The organism is Janthinobacterium sp. Mn2066, assembly GCF_049319705.1.
Lineage (GTDB): Bacteria > Pseudomonadota > Gammaproteobacteria > Burkholderiales > Burkholderiaceae_D > Janthinobacterium.
In genome coordinates, this window is record NZ_JBMOUF010000001.1 from 251,423 (window position 1) to 267,297 (window position 15,875).

General features: G+C 59.1%; 12 protein-coding genes and 1 tRNA gene. 5 read left to right on the plus strand and 8 right to left on the minus strand.

What is annotated here, in order from left to right; translation table 11 throughout:
- Positions 1 to 61 precede the first annotated feature (61 nt).
- The 5 genes from ACL9RI_RS01120 to ACL9RI_RS01140 all read left to right on the plus strand — a co-directional run bounded on the left by ACL9RI_RS01120 (position 62) and on the right by ACL9RI_RS01140 (position 5,770).
- Positions 62 to 514: a GatB/YqeY domain-containing protein gene (locus ACL9RI_RS01120; RefSeq protein ID WP_300755594.1), complete on the plus strand. Its 453-nt coding sequence runs from the start codon at positions 62 to 64 to the stop codon at positions 512 to 514.
- A 131-nt stretch (positions 515 to 645) separates the two neighbouring features.
- Positions 646 to 2,442: a DNA primase gene (gene dnaG / locus ACL9RI_RS01125; protein WP_422724762.1), complete on the plus strand. Its 1,797-nt coding sequence runs from the start codon at positions 646 to 648 to the stop codon at positions 2,440 to 2,442.
- 462 nt (positions 2,443 to 2,904) lie between these two features.
- Positions 2,905 to 5,145, plus strand: a complete 2,241-nt coding sequence (gene rpoD, locus ACL9RI_RS01130) for an RNA polymerase sigma factor RpoD (RefSeq protein WP_422724763.1) — start codon at positions 2,905 to 2,907, stop codon at positions 5,143 to 5,145.
- Between the two features lie 107 nt (positions 5,146 to 5,252).
- Positions 5,253 to 5,331 (plus strand) — tRNA-Ile (locus ACL9RI_RS01135).
- A 103-nt stretch (positions 5,332 to 5,434) separates the two neighbouring features.
- The gene (locus ACL9RI_RS01140; protein ID WP_422724764.1) at positions 5,435 to 5,770 is read left to right on the plus strand and encodes an FKBP-type peptidyl-prolyl cis-trans isomerase; all 336 of its coding nucleotides are present in this window, start codon (positions 5,435 to 5,437) and stop codon (positions 5,768 to 5,770) included.
- A 128-nt stretch (positions 5,771 to 5,898) separates the two neighbouring features.
- Here the strand turns inward: ACL9RI_RS01140 and ACL9RI_RS01145 are convergent, their stop codons facing one another.
- The 8 genes from ACL9RI_RS01145 to ACL9RI_RS01180 form a co-directional block, all read right to left on the minus strand.
- Positions 5,899 to 6,288: a type II toxin-antitoxin system death-on-curing family toxin gene (locus tag ACL9RI_RS01145; RefSeq protein ID WP_422724765.1), complete on the minus strand. Its 390-nt coding sequence runs from the start codon at positions 6,286 to 6,288 to the stop codon at positions 5,899 to 5,901.
- Complete coding sequence (locus ACL9RI_RS01150; protein ID WP_300755609.1) at positions 6,285 to 6,512, minus strand: transcriptional regulator; 228 nt, start codon at positions 6,510 to 6,512, stop codon at positions 6,285 to 6,287. Before ACL9RI_RS01150 ends, ACL9RI_RS01145 begins: the two co-directional genes overlap by 4 nt.
- 152 nt (positions 6,513 to 6,664) lie before the next feature.
- The gene (locus ACL9RI_RS01155) at positions 6,665 to 8,128 is read right to left on the minus strand and encodes a DUF5010 domain-containing protein (protein WP_422724766.1); all 1,464 of its coding nucleotides are present in this window, start codon (positions 8,126 to 8,128) and stop codon (positions 6,665 to 6,667) included.
- Positions 8,129 to 8,354: 226 nt separating this feature from the next.
- The gene (locus ACL9RI_RS01160; protein WP_422724767.1) at positions 8,355 to 9,230 is read right to left on the minus strand and encodes a chitosanase; all 876 of its coding nucleotides are present in this window, start codon (positions 9,228 to 9,230) and stop codon (positions 8,355 to 8,357) included.
- 233 nt (positions 9,231 to 9,463) lie between these two features.
- Positions 9,464 to 12,187: a TonB-dependent receptor gene (locus ACL9RI_RS01165; RefSeq protein WP_422724768.1), complete on the minus strand. Its 2,724-nt coding sequence runs from the start codon at positions 12,185 to 12,187 to the stop codon at positions 9,464 to 9,466.
- A 109-nt stretch (positions 12,188 to 12,296) separates the two neighbouring features.
- Positions 12,297 to 13,535, minus strand: coding sequence for an MFS transporter (locus ACL9RI_RS01170; RefSeq protein WP_422724769.1), 1,239 nt, complete (start codon positions 13,533 to 13,535; stop codon positions 12,297 to 12,299).
- A gap of 35 nt (positions 13,536 to 13,570) precedes the next feature.
- Positions 13,571 to 14,458 (minus strand): carbohydrate kinase family protein, encoded by an 888-nt coding sequence (locus ACL9RI_RS01175; protein WP_422724770.1) that lies wholly within the window; start codon positions 14,456 to 14,458, stop codon positions 13,571 to 13,573.
- Positions 14,459 to 14,581: 123 nt separating this feature from the next.
- Positions 14,582 to 15,838 (minus strand): ROK family transcriptional regulator, encoded by a 1,257-nt coding sequence (locus ACL9RI_RS01180; protein WP_422724771.1) that lies wholly within the window; start codon positions 15,836 to 15,838, stop codon positions 14,582 to 14,584.
- Positions 15,839 to 15,875 lie beyond the last annotated feature (37 nt).

Sequence of the window (15,875 nt, forward strand, 5' to 3'; positions counted from 1 at the left end):
CGTTTTTCTGGGCTGCTTGTGCAGTACTATCCATCATCACTTTTTACCAACGAGGAATGCCATGAGCTTGAAAGCACAAATTACCGAAGACATGAAGAACGCCATGCGTGCCAAGGAAGCGGGCAAGCTGGGCACGATTCGCCTCTTGCTGGCTGAAATCAAGCGCAAGGAAGTCGATGAGCGCATCGAACTGAACGATGAGCAAACCCAGGCGATCGTGGAAAAGATGATCAAGCAGCGCAAGGATTCGATTACCCAATTCGAAGCCGGTGGCCGCGCCGACCTGGCCGACATCGAAAAAGCCGAGCTGGTGCATCTGGCCGTCTACATGCCTGCCGCCCTGTCGGACGAAGAAGTGGCGGCTGAAGTGGCTGCCGCCGTGGCCGCCTCGGGCGCCGCCGGTCCGCAAGACATGGGCAAGGTGATGGCCATCATCAAGCCGAAGCTGGCTGGCCGCGCCGATATGTCGGTGGTTTCCGGTTTGATCAAGAAGGCCTTGACGCCAGCCGCCTAAGCCCCAAAATAGTAGTGTCGGCTGCCAGCTTCCACGCTGGCGGCCACTCAACAGCCCACACGTTGACCTGGCTCAACCTCAGGCCACGTGCGGTAGTATAGTCTGACCTATAACAACACCGCCCCAGCCCAGTGATACCTCAATCTTTCATTTCCGATTTGCTCAACCGTGTCGATATCGTCGACATCGTGGGGCGTTATGTGCAGCTGAAAAAAGGTGGCGCGAATTTCATGGGCCTGTGCCCGTTCCACAGTGAAAAATCGCCCAGCTTTACCGTCAGCCCCACCAAGCAGTTTTACCATTGCTTCGGCTGCGGTGCGCATGGCACGTCGATCGGTTTCCTGATCGAGTATTCGGGCATGGGCTTTGTCGATGCCGTCAAGGACCTGGCGCAAGGCGTGGGCATGGTGGTGCCGGAAGCCGATGACAAGATCCCGCCGGCCCAGCGCGCGCAAATCCAGGCGCAAAGCCTGGCCTTGTCCGATGCCATGACGCAAGCCTGCGATTATTACCGCGGCCAGCTGCGCCACGCGCCCGACGCCATCGCCTACCTGAAAAACCGGGGCTTGACGGGCGAAATCGCCGCCCGTTTCGGTATGGGTTACGCGCCCGGCGGCTGGGATAACCTGCGTTCCGTGTTTCCCGATTACGAAGTGCTGGCCCTGGTCGAGGCCGGCCTGGTGATCGACAAGGTCGATGAAGACGGCAATAACCGCAAGCGCTACGACCGTTTCCGCGAACGCATCATGTTCCCGATCCGCAATACCAAGGGGCAAGTGATCGCCTTTGGCGGCCGCGTGCTCGACCATGGCGAACCAAAATACCTGAACTCGCCTGAAACGCCGCTGTTTTCCAAGGGGTTCGAGCTGTATGGCTTGTTCGAAGCGCGCCAGGCCATCCGCGATGCCGGCTACGTGCTGGTGACGGAAGGTTATATGGACGTGGTCGCCCTGGCGCAGATGGGTTTCCCGCAGGCAGTGGCCACCCTGGGCACGGCGTGCACGCCCACCCACGTGCAAAAACTGCTGCGCCAGACCGATAACGTGATCTTCAGTTTCGATGGCGACAAGGCCGGTCGCCGTGCCGCCCGCCGCGCGCTGGAGGCCAGCCTGGCCCACGTGTCGGACAATAAAACCATCAAGTTCCTGTTCTTGCCTTCCGAGCACGATCCGGACAGTTACATCCGCGAATTCGGCGCCGAAGGGTTTGAACAGCAAGTGCACGAAGCCATGCCGCTGTCGCAATTCCTGTTGAAGGAAGTGTCGGGCGAGCATGATTTGTCCGAGCCGGAAGGACGTGCCCGCGTGCAGTTCGACGCCAAGCCGCTGCTGCAGCTGATGGCGCCATCGTCGCTGCGCCTGCAGATCGTGCGCGGACTGGCGCAGCTGACGCAATCGACGCCGGCCGAAATTGAAGGCTTGTTTGAACTGGCGAAACCTGTTTCCGTGGCGCACCGCGCACCGCCCAAGTCGGGCCGCCCGGTGCCGGTAGGGCTGGAATTGAAGATCACGCGCATGCTGGTGGCGCACCCGCCCTTGACCCTGTATGTCGATGCGGCCGCGCTGGCGGCCTTCCAGCACCTGGGGCCGGATGCAGCGCAAAGCTTGGGCCAACTGGTGGTGGCTGGGCAAGCCTTGGGCGAGCATGGCAGCTTTGCCGCGTTGGCCCAGCAATTGAAGGAATTCGGCAGCGAGTATGATGAGATTATCGGCGAGATTGCGGCCGGCAGCGAGTCCGATTACGACAGTGAATTGTCGTGGCTGGTGAGCACGATACGCGAGATCAAATTGAACGCCTTGAAGGCCGAGCTGGCACAATTGTTTGCGTCGGGTTTGCCATCCGATAAAATTGGTGTACGCTACCGCGAAATCATGCAGGAGCAGGGTGAGCTGGAACGCCAGCGCGATGCCGAGTTGGTGAATCGCTAATCTTGCTCCAGGCTGGGCGCGGACTGGAAAAAGATTTTTCGCGTGCTATAATTAAATGCTAAGTATTGTGTGCTTTGGCAAGCTAGTTCTGTTTCGTAAATAGTATTTGTTTTCAGTAAGTTAGGCTCTTGATCGGCGCGGTAGATTGTGTCGGCAGCCAGGGCCAACTGGCGTTTTTCGGTGTTGCGGCAGGGTTCGCACCGCAGGCAAACCGCGCCAGGCTCTCGCTCCCTACATGGTCGGATGCAGATGTTTCTGCCGCTTCGGCTGGTGACAGCCGGTGGACAGGAATGGCTGCGGTTCCCGCAGATCGTGGCCGATGAGGTGTAAGTAACGTAACAGTGTCGGACCTGGGTCGTCGACAGGTTCGAAGATGGTGGTTCCCGCAGGTAGACAGGGAACCGGCAGCAAACTTTATCCTAATCCACCGTAAAGCAAGTCGTTGTGTAATCGAAAGCGCCTGTGCCAATCAAGAAACCCGAATCCAAAGCGGCTGTAAAGCCCACTAAAGTTACCACGAAAGCCGAAAAGGCGCTCGACCGGCCCGAAGCACGCGTTACCAGCGCGCCGCCAGCGGTCAGCCAGACCACCGATGCCGCCACCCTGGCCGCGATCGATACCTCTGGTTATGTCTTGCCGTCGGTAAAAGTGCCGGGCCGCCGTGGCCGCAAGCCAAAAGAATTCCAGCCAGAAAATGACGAAGTCGCCGCGCTGAACGCCGTCGAGCGGGCCGAGCTGAAGGCCGTCGACAAGGCCAAGGCCAAGGATCGCAAGGCGAAAGAGCGCGCGCTGCTGAAAGACGCGTTTTCGTCCGATACGGAAGCGAGCGAGGAAGAACTCGAACGCCGGCGCCAGAAACTCAAGACCCTGATCAAGTTCGGCAAGGAACGCGGATTCCTGACTTACGCCGAAATCAACGATCACCTGCCCGAAAACATTGTCGATCCGGAAGCCATCGAAGGCATCATCGGCACCTTCAACGACATGGGTATCGCCGTCTACGAGCACGCGCCGGACGCCGAAACGTTGTTGCTGTCCGATAACGTCGCCGTCGTCACCAGCGACGACGAAGCGGAGGCGGCGGCCGAGGCGGCGCTGTCCACCGTCGATTCCGATTTCGGCCGCACCACCGACCCCGTGCGCATGTATATGCGCGAGATGGGCTCGGTCGAGTTGCTGACCCGCGAAGGCGAGATCGAGATTGCCAAGCGCATCGAAGATGGCTTGAAAGACATGATCCAGGCGATTTCCGCCTGCCCCGTGACGATCGCCGAAATCATCGCCGCCGCCGACCGCATCGCCAACGAAGAAATCAAGATCGATGAAATCGTCGATGGCCTGGTCGATGAAAACGAACCGGTCGCCGCCCCTGTTGCCGCCGCCCCCGTCGAAGAAGACGAGGAAGAAAGCGACGAGGAAGAAGAGGAAGAGGAAGAAGAGGAAGAAGCCAGCGCCTCCGGTGCCGCCGGTTTTTCCGCCGAGCAGCTGGAAACCCTGAAACGCACGGCGCTGGAAAAATTCTCCGTCATTTCCTTGCAATTCGACAAGATGCGCCGCGCCTTTGAAAAAGAAGGCTACAACTCCAAACCGTATGCCAAGGCGCAGGAAGCCATCTCGCAAGAACTGCTGGGCATCCGCTTCACGGCCAAGGTGGTGGAAAAGCTGTGCGATACCCTGCGCGGCCAAGTCGATGAAGTACGCCATATCGAGAAACAGATCCTCGACGTGGCCGTGAACCGCTGCGGCATGCCGCGCGCCCACTTCATCAAGGTCTTCCCCGGCAATGAAACCAACCTCGACTGGGTCGATGGCGAAGTCAACGCAGGCCATGCCTACAGCGCCATCCTGGGCCGCAACATTCCGACCGTCAAGGAACTGCAGCAACGCCTGATCGACCTGCAGGCGCGCGTCGTCTTGCCGCTGCCGGACTTGCGCAACATCAACCGTCAAATGGCGGCCGGTGAAATGAAGGCGCGCAAGGCCAAGCGTGAAATGACCGAGGCCAACTTGCGCCTGGTCATCTCGATCGCCAAGAAATACACGAATCGTGGGCTGCAATTCCTCGACCTGATCCAGGAAGGCAATATCGGCCTGATGAAAGCCGTCGACAAGTTCGAATACCGCCGCGGCTACAAATTTTCCACCTATGCCACCTGGTGGATACGCCAGGCCATCACGCGCTCGATCGCCGACCAGGCACGCACCATCCGCATTCCCGTGCACATGATCGAGACGATCAACAAGATGAACCGGATTTCTCGCCAGATCCTGCAGGAAACCGGCGCCGAACCCGATCCGGCCACCCTGGCGATCAAGATGGAAATGCCCGAGGACAAGATCCGCAAGATCATGAAAATCGCCAAGGAACCGATCTCGATGGAAACACCGATCGGCGACGACGACGACTCCCACCTGGGCGACTTCATCGAGGATAACAACACCCTGGCGCCCGCCGACGCCGCCCTGCACGCGTCCATGCGCGGCGTGGTCAAGGACGTGCTCGATTCCCTGACGCCCCGCGAAGCCAAGGTGCTGCGCATGCGTTTCGGCATCGAAATGTCCACCGACCATACGCTGGAAGAAGTGGGCAAGCAATTCGACGTCACGCGCGAGCGCATCCGCCAGATCGAGGCAAAAGCGCTGCGTAAATTGCGCCACCCATCGCGTTCCGACAAGCTGAAAAGCTTCTTGGAAGGTAACTAGAAGCCAATAGGGCTTGACGTGCGGCGCTGATACCCCTATCCTCGCGTGTCCGTTTCCAAAACGGCAGCGCGAGAGGGGGCAAGACCACCTCACGCCAGCACTACCCCGGGCCTCTAGCTCATGCTTGGTTAGAGCAGCGGACTCATAATCCGTTGGTGCCGTGTTCGACTCACGGGAGGCCCACCAGAATTTGAGCAGTAAAGTGAAAGCCCCGCCAGGTAACTGCCGGGGCTTTTTGCATGGCGCCTGCGCATTGCTGCGGGCATACTTTTACAGGGAGACACAGACCATGACGACAGAACTGACAATCGAAGATATCGTAGTCGGCACCGGCAAGGCCGCCGAGCGTGGCGCGCTGATCACGGCCCATTACCGGGGTTGGCTGGAAGACGGCACCGAGTTCGACTCCTCGCACCAGCGCGGCGCCGCGTTCCAGTGCGTGTTGAGCAACAACAAGGTCATCCAGGGCTGGATCATCGGCTTGAAAGGCATGCAGGTAGGCGGCAAGCGCAAGCTGTGGGTGCCGGCGCAGTTGGCGTATGGCGAGCGGCAGGTGGGCTTGATACCGCCGAATGCTAATCTGGTGTTTGAGATTGAATTGCTGGAAGTGTTGACGCGGGACTAGGGCATGAAGGGCAGCGCTGTTGCTGTCTTCAGTGCTTTGTATATCCGGGGTTGCCTGGTATGTTCGGGAAAAAACTACCCCTGTTGATTCACGCGACAATTTTTCCAGATACGGTATTTCTACTTGCTTTAGGTTGTGACCAGGCGCTGCCGTATCCAATCCGCTGCCTGCAGCTCTGTCATGTTGCCGGCGGCGACTGCCAGCATGAAGTGGATGGCGTCGTTCTGACGGAACGCCAGTGTCTGTCCATTGATCGCAAGGAACAGGCGGCCGATCACCCAGGCCGTACGCTTGTTGCCATCGCTAAAGCCCTGGCTGGTGGCGATTGCATAAATGTAGGCCGCTGCAAGGTCTGCTACATCGGGGGCGGGATTGCCGTAGGCTTCAAGGTTTCGTGCCCGGTTGAGCGCCGCTTCTATGGTGTTGAGGTCGCGTATGCCGGCTAATCCACCGTGCACTGCGAGCTGCTTGTCGTGGACTGCAAAAACGGTATCTCGCTGCACCCATTGCCAGTTCATTTAGCCAGCGCCCGCAGGATTTCGCGGTCATCGTGCATGATAGTCTCTGCCAAGGCCATCTGGCGCTCGAAGTCAGGATTGTAAGGGGTGATGCGCATGGCGCCGTCCGGCGCCTCGGTCAGATACAGGGTATCGCCTTTCTGCACGTTCAGGATACGCTTTGCTTCCTTGTTCAAGATCAGCCCTTCAGAGCCACCTACGGTAGTTACTTTGAATGTGAGCATGATATTTCCCTCCTATATAAGTTTTATTATATGCGCAGTCATGGGAGTGTCAATCAGATAGATCAGAAGATCAAGTTCAAAGGTTGGCCTGGCGCTAACCATTCTCATTGCATGGCAGGCATGGACTTGCGCGCCCATGCCTGCCTATTACTTCAAGACTTCCACCAATTGAAATTAACCCCGCCATTATCAAAAACAATCCGTACCGTGTGATAAGAGTCGCTGCTCAGCCCCAGGGGGCCGAAGTCGACGGTTGTCCAGCTTTGCCATCCGCCTGTGCTCGGTAGCGTTTGTGATGGTTGCGCAATGCCGTCGATGACGAAGTGCATCTGGCGTCCCACGCTCGGGGTGGCGATGCGCACCTGGAAGTGGGAGTTGGCTTTCACGGGCACATGTTCCCATTCCAGCCATTCGCCGTTTTGCATGGAGCCGACGTTGACGCCGCCGCCTGTGTCGCGGGTCGGTTCGATGGCGATGTTGCCATTGCGGTAGAAGTTGGTCTTGCCATTGCCGCCATTGGCGCCGCCAAAGTAATCGGCGCCGGCCGCTGCGAATTTCAGGTCGGCATTAAATGGGTTGCGGCTATGGGCGCGCAGGATGTTGATGCGCTGGTTCGGATAGTCGTACAGGGTTTGCTGATAGCTCAGCGGCTGGCCTTGTTCATCGAGGTTGCGGACACGGAACACTGAGGCGTTTTCAAGGAAATCGGTGAAGCCTTCGACCAGTGTCAGCAGGGCGCCCGCATCGGCCGTGTTCTTCAATGCCGTATCGAAGGTCTTGCCATGATTGGGATCCCGGAAGGTGTGCGAAGTCGGGGCAAACAGGCCGGGGAAGGCCACGCCGATCCTGGTGCGGTTGAAGTCGGTCAGGGTCGAGGTGCCGCCGCCCGACCAGGCTTGCGCAGCATCGACCACGGCGGCCAGGGTGGTGTCGTTTTTCAGTGCATCCGTGTTGACGATGATGTAGGGATTGAAACCAAAATCCTGCATGCACTTTTGGCGCACATAGCGCATGGCGGCCGAGTAATTGCCCTGCTCGTTGGTGACGGTTGCCTGGTTGCCCGTCCAGATAATGATTACTGGCCTGCCGTCTATCTTGAAGCGGTTGGCGTCGGGAATGGTTTCAAAAAACACCTTGTAGTTGGTGTCGTAAATATAAGTCCAGTTGGCCGGGTTGCCGATGTCGAAGGGCAGGGAATTATGCTTGGCCTGGTTCCATTGCGCCGTCCACGAGGCGGCGTTGTCATCGAAGAGCGCGACCTTGATCTGGCTGGCCAGGCCGGTCTGGTTCAAGGCCTTGACGATGGGCGCCATGCCTGCCGGGCTCCACTTGGCGATAGGGTAGGCGCCGCGCACATTGGGCGCGACAAAATCCACGCCGGCCTCACCCAGCTCGCGCACCCAGGCATCCCAGGTGGCATCGGGATTTTTCGGATCCGGGTTATACAGCGGTGTGTTGTAGGTGCCCGTATCGGGGCCGAGGATTTCGGTTTGCGATGTGTAGTTGAAACCGAAGGTGACGCCGATATATTGCGCTTGGGCATATGGAGCACAGGCAAACAGCATGCTGGCCGCCAGCACGCATTTCTTGAGCACGCTATCTGTTGTTGAAAGCATGGATATTCCCTTGGTGAATAGCCTGATGGTGAAAACGCTGTCGATGAAATAATTTAATATAAATATTTTCCATCGATACTAATTTTCGGATGGTAGCTTGAAAATTGTAGCCAAGCAAGTTTTCTTCAGTCGTGCGGAGGGGGCGGGGATACCGTAGGGCGGGTGGAATACCACGGCCGCTGGCCGTGGTAAAGGGTAGTGATTAATGATTAACGATAAGAACCGCTTATTTCATGGTCCAGCTGGTTGCTTTTGCCACTGCTGCATCCGCGTTCTTCAGCGTGAACAAGCCCTGGTCTTTCAAGTTGCTCCATTGCTTGACGCGGTTGGCGCCGTTCGGCGCCTGGTTGAACTGGCTGGTATCGACGACCTTGGTGCGCTGGGCGTAGAAATTGGTCAGGAACGATGCTTCGTCCGCGCCGCTGCTGCGGGCCAGCAAGCCTTCAAGCGTATTGACGCCGCCATCGGCGCCCTGGTTCAAGGCGGTATCGATGAACGAGCCGATGGTCAGCGCACTGGCAAAACCGCGTTGGCCAGCTTGCTGGACAGCGTACTGGATGTAGACGCTGTAGAAGGTTTTCCACATCGCGTCTTGCCAGGCTGGATTGTTTTGCAGGCTATTGATCTGTTTGCAAAACACTTTGGCTTTATCGGTGATTTTCAGGATGTTGCCGTTCATGCTGCCATGCACGCCCGCGCGCTCCAGGCCGCCTGCAACGGTCGGCATGGCCGCGCCGCTGGCGGCGTCGAAGGCGGAGAACAAGGCCGGGCCATCGGGGTGGCCGTCGTTCGAACCGCCCGTGGTGGCGCCGAAAATGCCGATGGTGTAGCCACGGTCGTCCTGGATGTTTTCACAATATCCGTAGAACTTGTTCCAGTCGACCGTATCCTGCTCGGGTTTGTTGACCAGGCGCATGATGTTGTCCCACTGTTCGCCGTCCAGGCCTGTTTTATCTTTCAGGAATTGCAGCGTCGCGGCAGGGAAGAAGGCGTCATGGTTGATCGGGCCGCCCACGGCAACCACGCTGGCCGCCAGCTGGTTGCTGTTGCTGGATGGATCGTTGCTGCCGCCACAAGCGGTGAGCAGGACGGCGCTTGCCATACATATGGCCAATTTTGTGAAATGTTGCTTCATCAGATGGTTCTCCAGGTTTAACGACAGTGAGCAAAATGCTCGGGGTAAGCCTGTTCTGGGCGCGCGTTATCGCTGAATGACACCTCATCAGACGATATCCGTCCTCCCGGGACAGGATATTTTTTTCAGCTGCAATGAAGTACAGGGTGGTGCTCTGCTTCGCCAGGGCTAGTCCTGGCGAAGCGGGCGCCAGTTAGCGATTAGTTAGACAAGCGGACGCCGAGGAAGAACTGCCGGCCGCTCGAATAAAACGCCTGGGGCCGTTCGGCATTGGCGTAATACTTCAATACCGGGTTATTCAGGTTCAAGGCATCGAAAGTGATGGTCACGTTATCGTTGACCTTGTAATTGAGCGACATCGCCAGGGTGCCCAGTCCTGCTGCATATTGCGGCGAGACATTGGCCAGGCCGACCAGGAACGAGGAGCGGTAGGTATAGGCCAGGCGCGTGCTGAAGCCTTCCTTCTCGTAGTACAGCTCGGTGTTAAAGGTATTCGCCGAGGAACCGACCAGGGCCATGCCGTCCGACGTGCGGCCGTTGGCATAGGTGTAGTTCACCAGCGCGCCGAAATCGCCCCACAGCGGTTGCTGCCAGGCCAGTTCCACGCCCTTGTTCTTGGCCGCGATATTGAATGGCGAGGTGATCACGAAATCGGCGAACTGGTTGGTCGAGGTATTGAGGTAGCGGCGGGTGTTGTAGCCGAAGGTGACGTAGGACGGCATGTCCATGTAGAAACCGGCCACCGATACCAGCGAGCGGGGCGCGTAATACCATTCCAGGGTCGCATCGAAGTTATTCGACCGGATCGGTTTCAAGTCCGAATTGCCGCCCGAACCGGTGCCGTTGATGTTGTTCAAGGTCACGGCTGGCGTCAATGCCGAATAGTCGGGGCGCGACATGGTTTTCGAGGCGGCCAGGCGGGCCACCAGGTCCTTGTTCAAGTCGAACTTGAAGTTTGCGCTAGGCAATACATCGGTGTAATGGTGTTCCACCGTGGAAGCGACCGGCAGATTGGCTTCGTCGAAGTTGTAGCCCATGCTGCTTTGGCGGGTATTGGCCACCCGCACGCCGACGTTGCCGCGCCAGCCCTCACCGGCCAGGTTCACCATGCCGTAGGCGGCAGCGACTTTTTCCTTGACGGTAAAGTTGCCCTGGTAATTAGGTCCCAGGTCGACGCCGTTGTAGGCGCTTTGCCAGGCGGCAATGGCGTTGGGTTCCAGGGTCCAGAAACGCGACAGGAAACCGGAACCGCCGCCCAGGCCGCTACCGAAGTTGCCGGGCGAAACCGTGCCCGACCAGGCTGGCAAAGGCAGGGTCTGGCCAGGATTGGTGAAGCAGATATCGTTGGCGTCGGCCGAACAGCCATAGTTGCGGCCTTCCGACTGGCGTTTGTGCGAGGCGTAGCGGATGCCGAACTTGGCGCTTTCCAGGTAGCCATGGTCCAGGTCGACCAGCGCGTCGAGTTGTCCGTAGGCTTCGCTGTCGGCCACATGATAAGCGCTGGACCAGCTGCCGCCATTGGTGACATTGGCCGGGTTGTTGAAGTTGCCCGTATCGACGCCAGGGAAGGACACGTCGGCCGGTGTGCCCTTGCCATGCATCTGGTAAGACATCGGCGAATTGATCAGGAAGGCTTCGTGGCCGTAATCATGCGGCGTCTCGCCCAGGCCCTTGGTATAGCCCACCTGGGAGGTGATTTGCCATTCCTTGTTGGGGCGGTATTTGGCCGACAGGTCCAGGTAGGACGCCATCGAGGCTGCTTTCGGCCGGTAGATCGAATCGCGCAGGCCGGCGATCGGCTGGTCGGCGCCGGGGCTGACGCCGGATGGATCGAAATTGGTTTTCGGGAAAGTGGCCGAGACCAGGGTGTTGTTGACGACTTTATAGCTGGTCGGCGAGATGCCGTTTTCCAGCAGGCCGGTCGGATTGGCCAGGTAGTTGGTATCGAGGTTGGTGCCGCTGAAGTGCGAGTAAAAGCCATTCGCTTCCAGGGTCAGGTCGCGGCTGGGTTTTAATTGCACGTCGAACAGGGCGCCGCGGCGCTGGCTTTTCTGGGTGAACAGCGAGGAGCCGATTTGCGCCGGATAGGCCACGCCGTTCAAGTCCGGATGCGCGGCGATGACGTCCGGGTGGCTGATCGTGCCCTGTCCCAGCAGGAATAGTTCCTGGCCATCGCGGCGCTCGTTGCGCGACTCGGAAAACGCCTGCAGCATGAAGCCCAGGGTCTTGTCTTCATTGCGCCAGTTCAACAAGGCATTCGCATGCGGCGCCGTCTTGCCCGGCAAATCCGCATACATGCCTTGCACGGTGGCTTCCAGGGTCAGGGTTTTCTTGAAATCGAGCGGCTTGCGGGTCACGATGTTGACGCTGCCGGTGGTGCCGCCTTCGATCAGGTCGGCCTGCGCGCTTTTCAGCACTTCCACCGAGCTGACGATTTCCGACGGCAGCAAGGTGAAACTGACGCTGCGCCCTACCGTGCCGCTCTGGTCGCCGACATACCAGTCGCCGGTGGCGATGCTGTGGCCGTTGACCGTGGTTTGTGTCAGGCTGGGATTGGTACCGCGGATGCTGACGCGGTCGTTCTCGGAAAAGCCGCCCTGCCCACCGGAACCGGAACTGATATTGACGCCGGGCAAACGCTGTACCGCATCGGCGATATTCTTGTCCGGCAGCTTGCCGAGATCTTCGGCAGTCACTACATCCATGACGGAATCGGCATCACGTTTCTTGACCAGCGATTTTTCGCGCGAGGCGCGCACGCCGGTGACGACGATCTGTTCCAGTGGCGCATCGGTGGCGGCGGGGCCTTGCGGCGCGTGTGCCTGCTGCGCGTGGGCGACACCGATCAGGCTATTGAGTGCCATGGCGACGGCGAGGGCGGCAGGGGTGCGGGGTACGCGAGGTGCGCGAGTTACGATATGCATGTGTTTCTCCGACTACTCTTGTGGTTGAGTTATTTTTAAAATCAGCCCCCGGCGAGGGGGCCCGGGTGTCTGGCAATCTTTGCTGCCGTTTAATGCCTTACTGTATGTGTCATTCAGCGCCCTGCCGGCGCCCGGCCAGGCGTTTGCCGGAGTTGAACCAGCCCGTCGTTTCGTTGCTGATCAACGGCCGTGCCCAGAAGCTGATGGCGAAAATAAAGCCCAAGGTCACGAACACCACGTTCATCGCGGCGCGCAGGCCGATGTGGTCGCCCAGCTGGCCTACCAGCAGCGGCACTACGGCGCCGCCCAGGATGCCGGTGCACAAGATCCCGGAAAACGCGCCCTGGTGGCGTGGCACGGAATTGAGCGCCAGCGAGAAGATCACCGAGAACATCACCGACAGGCAGAAGCCGGCGGCCGGGAAAGCCAGGATGGCCATTGCCGCCGTGCCATACAGTGCCAGCGCAACACAGGCCAGCGCCATGACCGAAAAGATGGCCAGCACGATTTTGGAATCGAGCAGTTTCAGCAGTACCAGGCCGACCAGGCAACCGACCGACATCAGGCCCCAGAACTGGCCCACCGCATCCGCGGCCGCACCGGTTGCTGCAAAGTTGTGGTAAGTGATCAGGAATTGCGACATCCAGTTCGCCAGCGTTTGCTCGGTGCCGACGTAGGCGACGATGCCAAGGAAGAACAGGCGTACATCTTTACGGCTCAACAGTTCGCGGTAAGCGTCCCAGCCGCCAGCTTTTTCCGATTCGTTCAATTCCACTTTTGGCAGTGGTAAGCTGTAATTGATGGCGATCAAGGCGAAGAACAGTCCCGAAAACGCCCAGTAAAAGGTGACCCACACCAGCGCCGAACCGGCTGCGCCTGGGCGCTCCATCAGCCACTGGAACACCACCGGGCTGACGAATGAGGCCAGGCCGAACACCAGCTGTCCCATCACCGAGAAAAAGGCAAATTGCGACTCGCCGCCCGTGATGCGCAGCAGGGGATTGATCACCACCTGCAACAGCGCCATGCCCAGGCCGATGACGAACAGGCCGCCGATGACGAAGCCGTACTCGGGCTTGAGCGCGATGGCCAGGCTGCCCAGGAAGTTCAAGCCGAAGGCGATCAGCAAGGTGGTGCGGGCGCCCTTGCGTTCAACTAATATGCCGCCTGGAATCGAAATCAAGCCGTAGGCCAGGAAAAACGAGAATGGCAGGAAACCGGCCATGCCCAAACTCAGGTGGAAGTCATTAATAATGATCGGCATCAAGGGGCCGATCAGGTTGGTCACAAAGGAAATGACGAACCAGATCAACATGATGTACAGGATTAGCAGGCGGCGATTTTTCATGATTTGTCTCTTATCTTTTATTAATCTTGTGTGAACTAGCCGTGGGTAAGCACCGACGCAAATTTGCCGGGAACGATGGTGTGGCGGGGGAAACAGGTCAGGATGGCGACTGCCGCGCGGCAGCCGGTGGATAAAGCTTGTGGCAGGGAAGCGCCTTGCAGGCGGGCGGCCAGGTAGCCGGCATTGAAAGAGTCGCCCGCGCCGATGGTGTCGAAGATGGCGGCGGTTTCCGAGGCATGCTCGATCAGCTTGCCGTTTTGCAGGCCGATGGCGCCGCGTGGGCCGGTCTTGACGACCAGGGTGGCGCCCGGTTTCAGGCCGGCGGACAACGCGGCAATCGCACTGTCGAGGTTGCTGGTATCGGTGATGCTCAGTGCTTCGAGCTCGTTGATCAGCAAGTGGTCGCACAGTGGCAGCCACGCAGCGAATTCGGCGCGGTTCTCCGCGTTCCAGTTGTCGGAAGGCCAGCCGGTGTCGAGCGCCACCTGGTAGCCCAGCGCTGCGACGGCATGCATCAGGTAAGGGTAGTCGCGGCGCAGTGCAGGCAGCAGGAAGACGCCGGTGAACAGGACGATGGAACCGGGGCAGGCGGCCGGCGGTAATTGTTCCAGTGCGTAGGCGGGCGACAGGTGTTCGAGATGGCCCTGGGTGGTGAAGAAGTTGCGCTCGCCGTCGGCATGCATGATGCCGACCGATACCGTCGATGGTACCGGGCATACCTGGAAATCGCTGCGCAGCTGGTGGAACTGGGTGCCTAGCCAGGTGCCGAAGTCGTCGTTGCCGACGGCCGAGATCAGGTGCGCCGGTTGCCCGAGATGGCGCATGGCCAGGGCTGCGTTGGCCCCGGAACCGCCGGCGCGCAGCTCGCTGCGCGACATGATGACTTCCGTGCCGACCTGCGGCCATCCATCGATCGATCCCATGACGAGGTCAACGCCGAGATCTCCAATAATACTGAGGTGGGGTTTTATAGTGTCCATGGCAATAAATATAAATTGCCATTCTCACCTCGTCAATAATTAAATCCAATGGATGTAAGTATTTTTCTACAGACTGCCCCCACGCGCTGCACCACGCTGCCCTAGCAATTCCGCCATATCGGCCTCTGTACGGCGGTCATGTTGCAGTACATCAATATTGGGTGCCAGCATGTCGTATAAGGGCAACACTGCAGCGCCCAGGATGGAACTGTCTTCCTGTTTTTGCGATAACAAGATGCGCTCGCCACCACCGCTCAAGCCGCCGCGCACCGACTTCAGCAGCGGCTGCGCCAGGCTGACCAGATGCTCCACCAGTACTTTCGGCGCCGAACCGCCGATAATGATCGTGCGCGGGTCCAGCATGTTTTCGATGATGCCGATCGCATCGCGCAGCCGCGCGGCCGCTTGCTTGCACCAGGCATGGAAAGCCGTCTGGCGCGTATCGCTGATCCAGTCGGCGAACGGCAATTCGTGCACGCCGCGATCATCGATGGCCAGTGCTTCGGCCAGCGAATGCAGCGAGACATAGCGCTCCAGGCATCCGGTATTGCCGCAATAACAAGGAGTGCCGCCATGCACCACGGGGATATGGCCGATTTCCGTCGCATTGCCATTCGCGCCACGGTAGGCGGCCCGGCCCACTACCAGGGTGCCGCCCAGCCCCATGCCGAAATGCATGTAAAAGAAATTGTCCATGGACTTGGCCATGCCGAACAGGGTTTCGCCCAGGGCGCCGGCGACACTGTCGACACTGTAGAAAACTGGCAGGTTGACCGCATCGCGCAAGTCGTCGAGCACCGACATATCGCTCCAGCCTTCGAGCACCGTCGGTCCGACAAAGCTGATCTCGGTCGGCACCAAGGGGCCCGGCATGGCAACGCCGATGCCCCAGATGCGCCCGCTGGCGCTGCGCCGCAAGTTGCCGACCAACAACACCATCGCCGCCAGCACGCGGTTGGAATCGCGGGTGTCGACCTCGACCTTGCAGCGCGCCAGCACGTCGCCGACCAGGTTGACCAACGCTGCCGAGGCACTGCCTGGCTCCAGGCTGATGCCGATCGACGCGCCGGCGTCCGGATTGAGCGTGAACTCGATCGGCGGCTGGCCGCGCGAATTTTCCACCTTTTGACGGCGCGCCACGATCAGGCCGATCGCTTCCAGGTCATTGGTTATATTGGCAACAGTTTGCGGACTGAGCTCCACCACATCGACAATTTCCTTGCGGGAAATTGATCCTTGTTGCCGTATCAAATCCAACACCACGCGCCGGTTGTACGGCGCACTGGATTGTTGTGTTGCGCCACGGCTAATGTTTCTTTTCATGTCAATAAAAATCTTCTTCGAAAACTACCATGATACC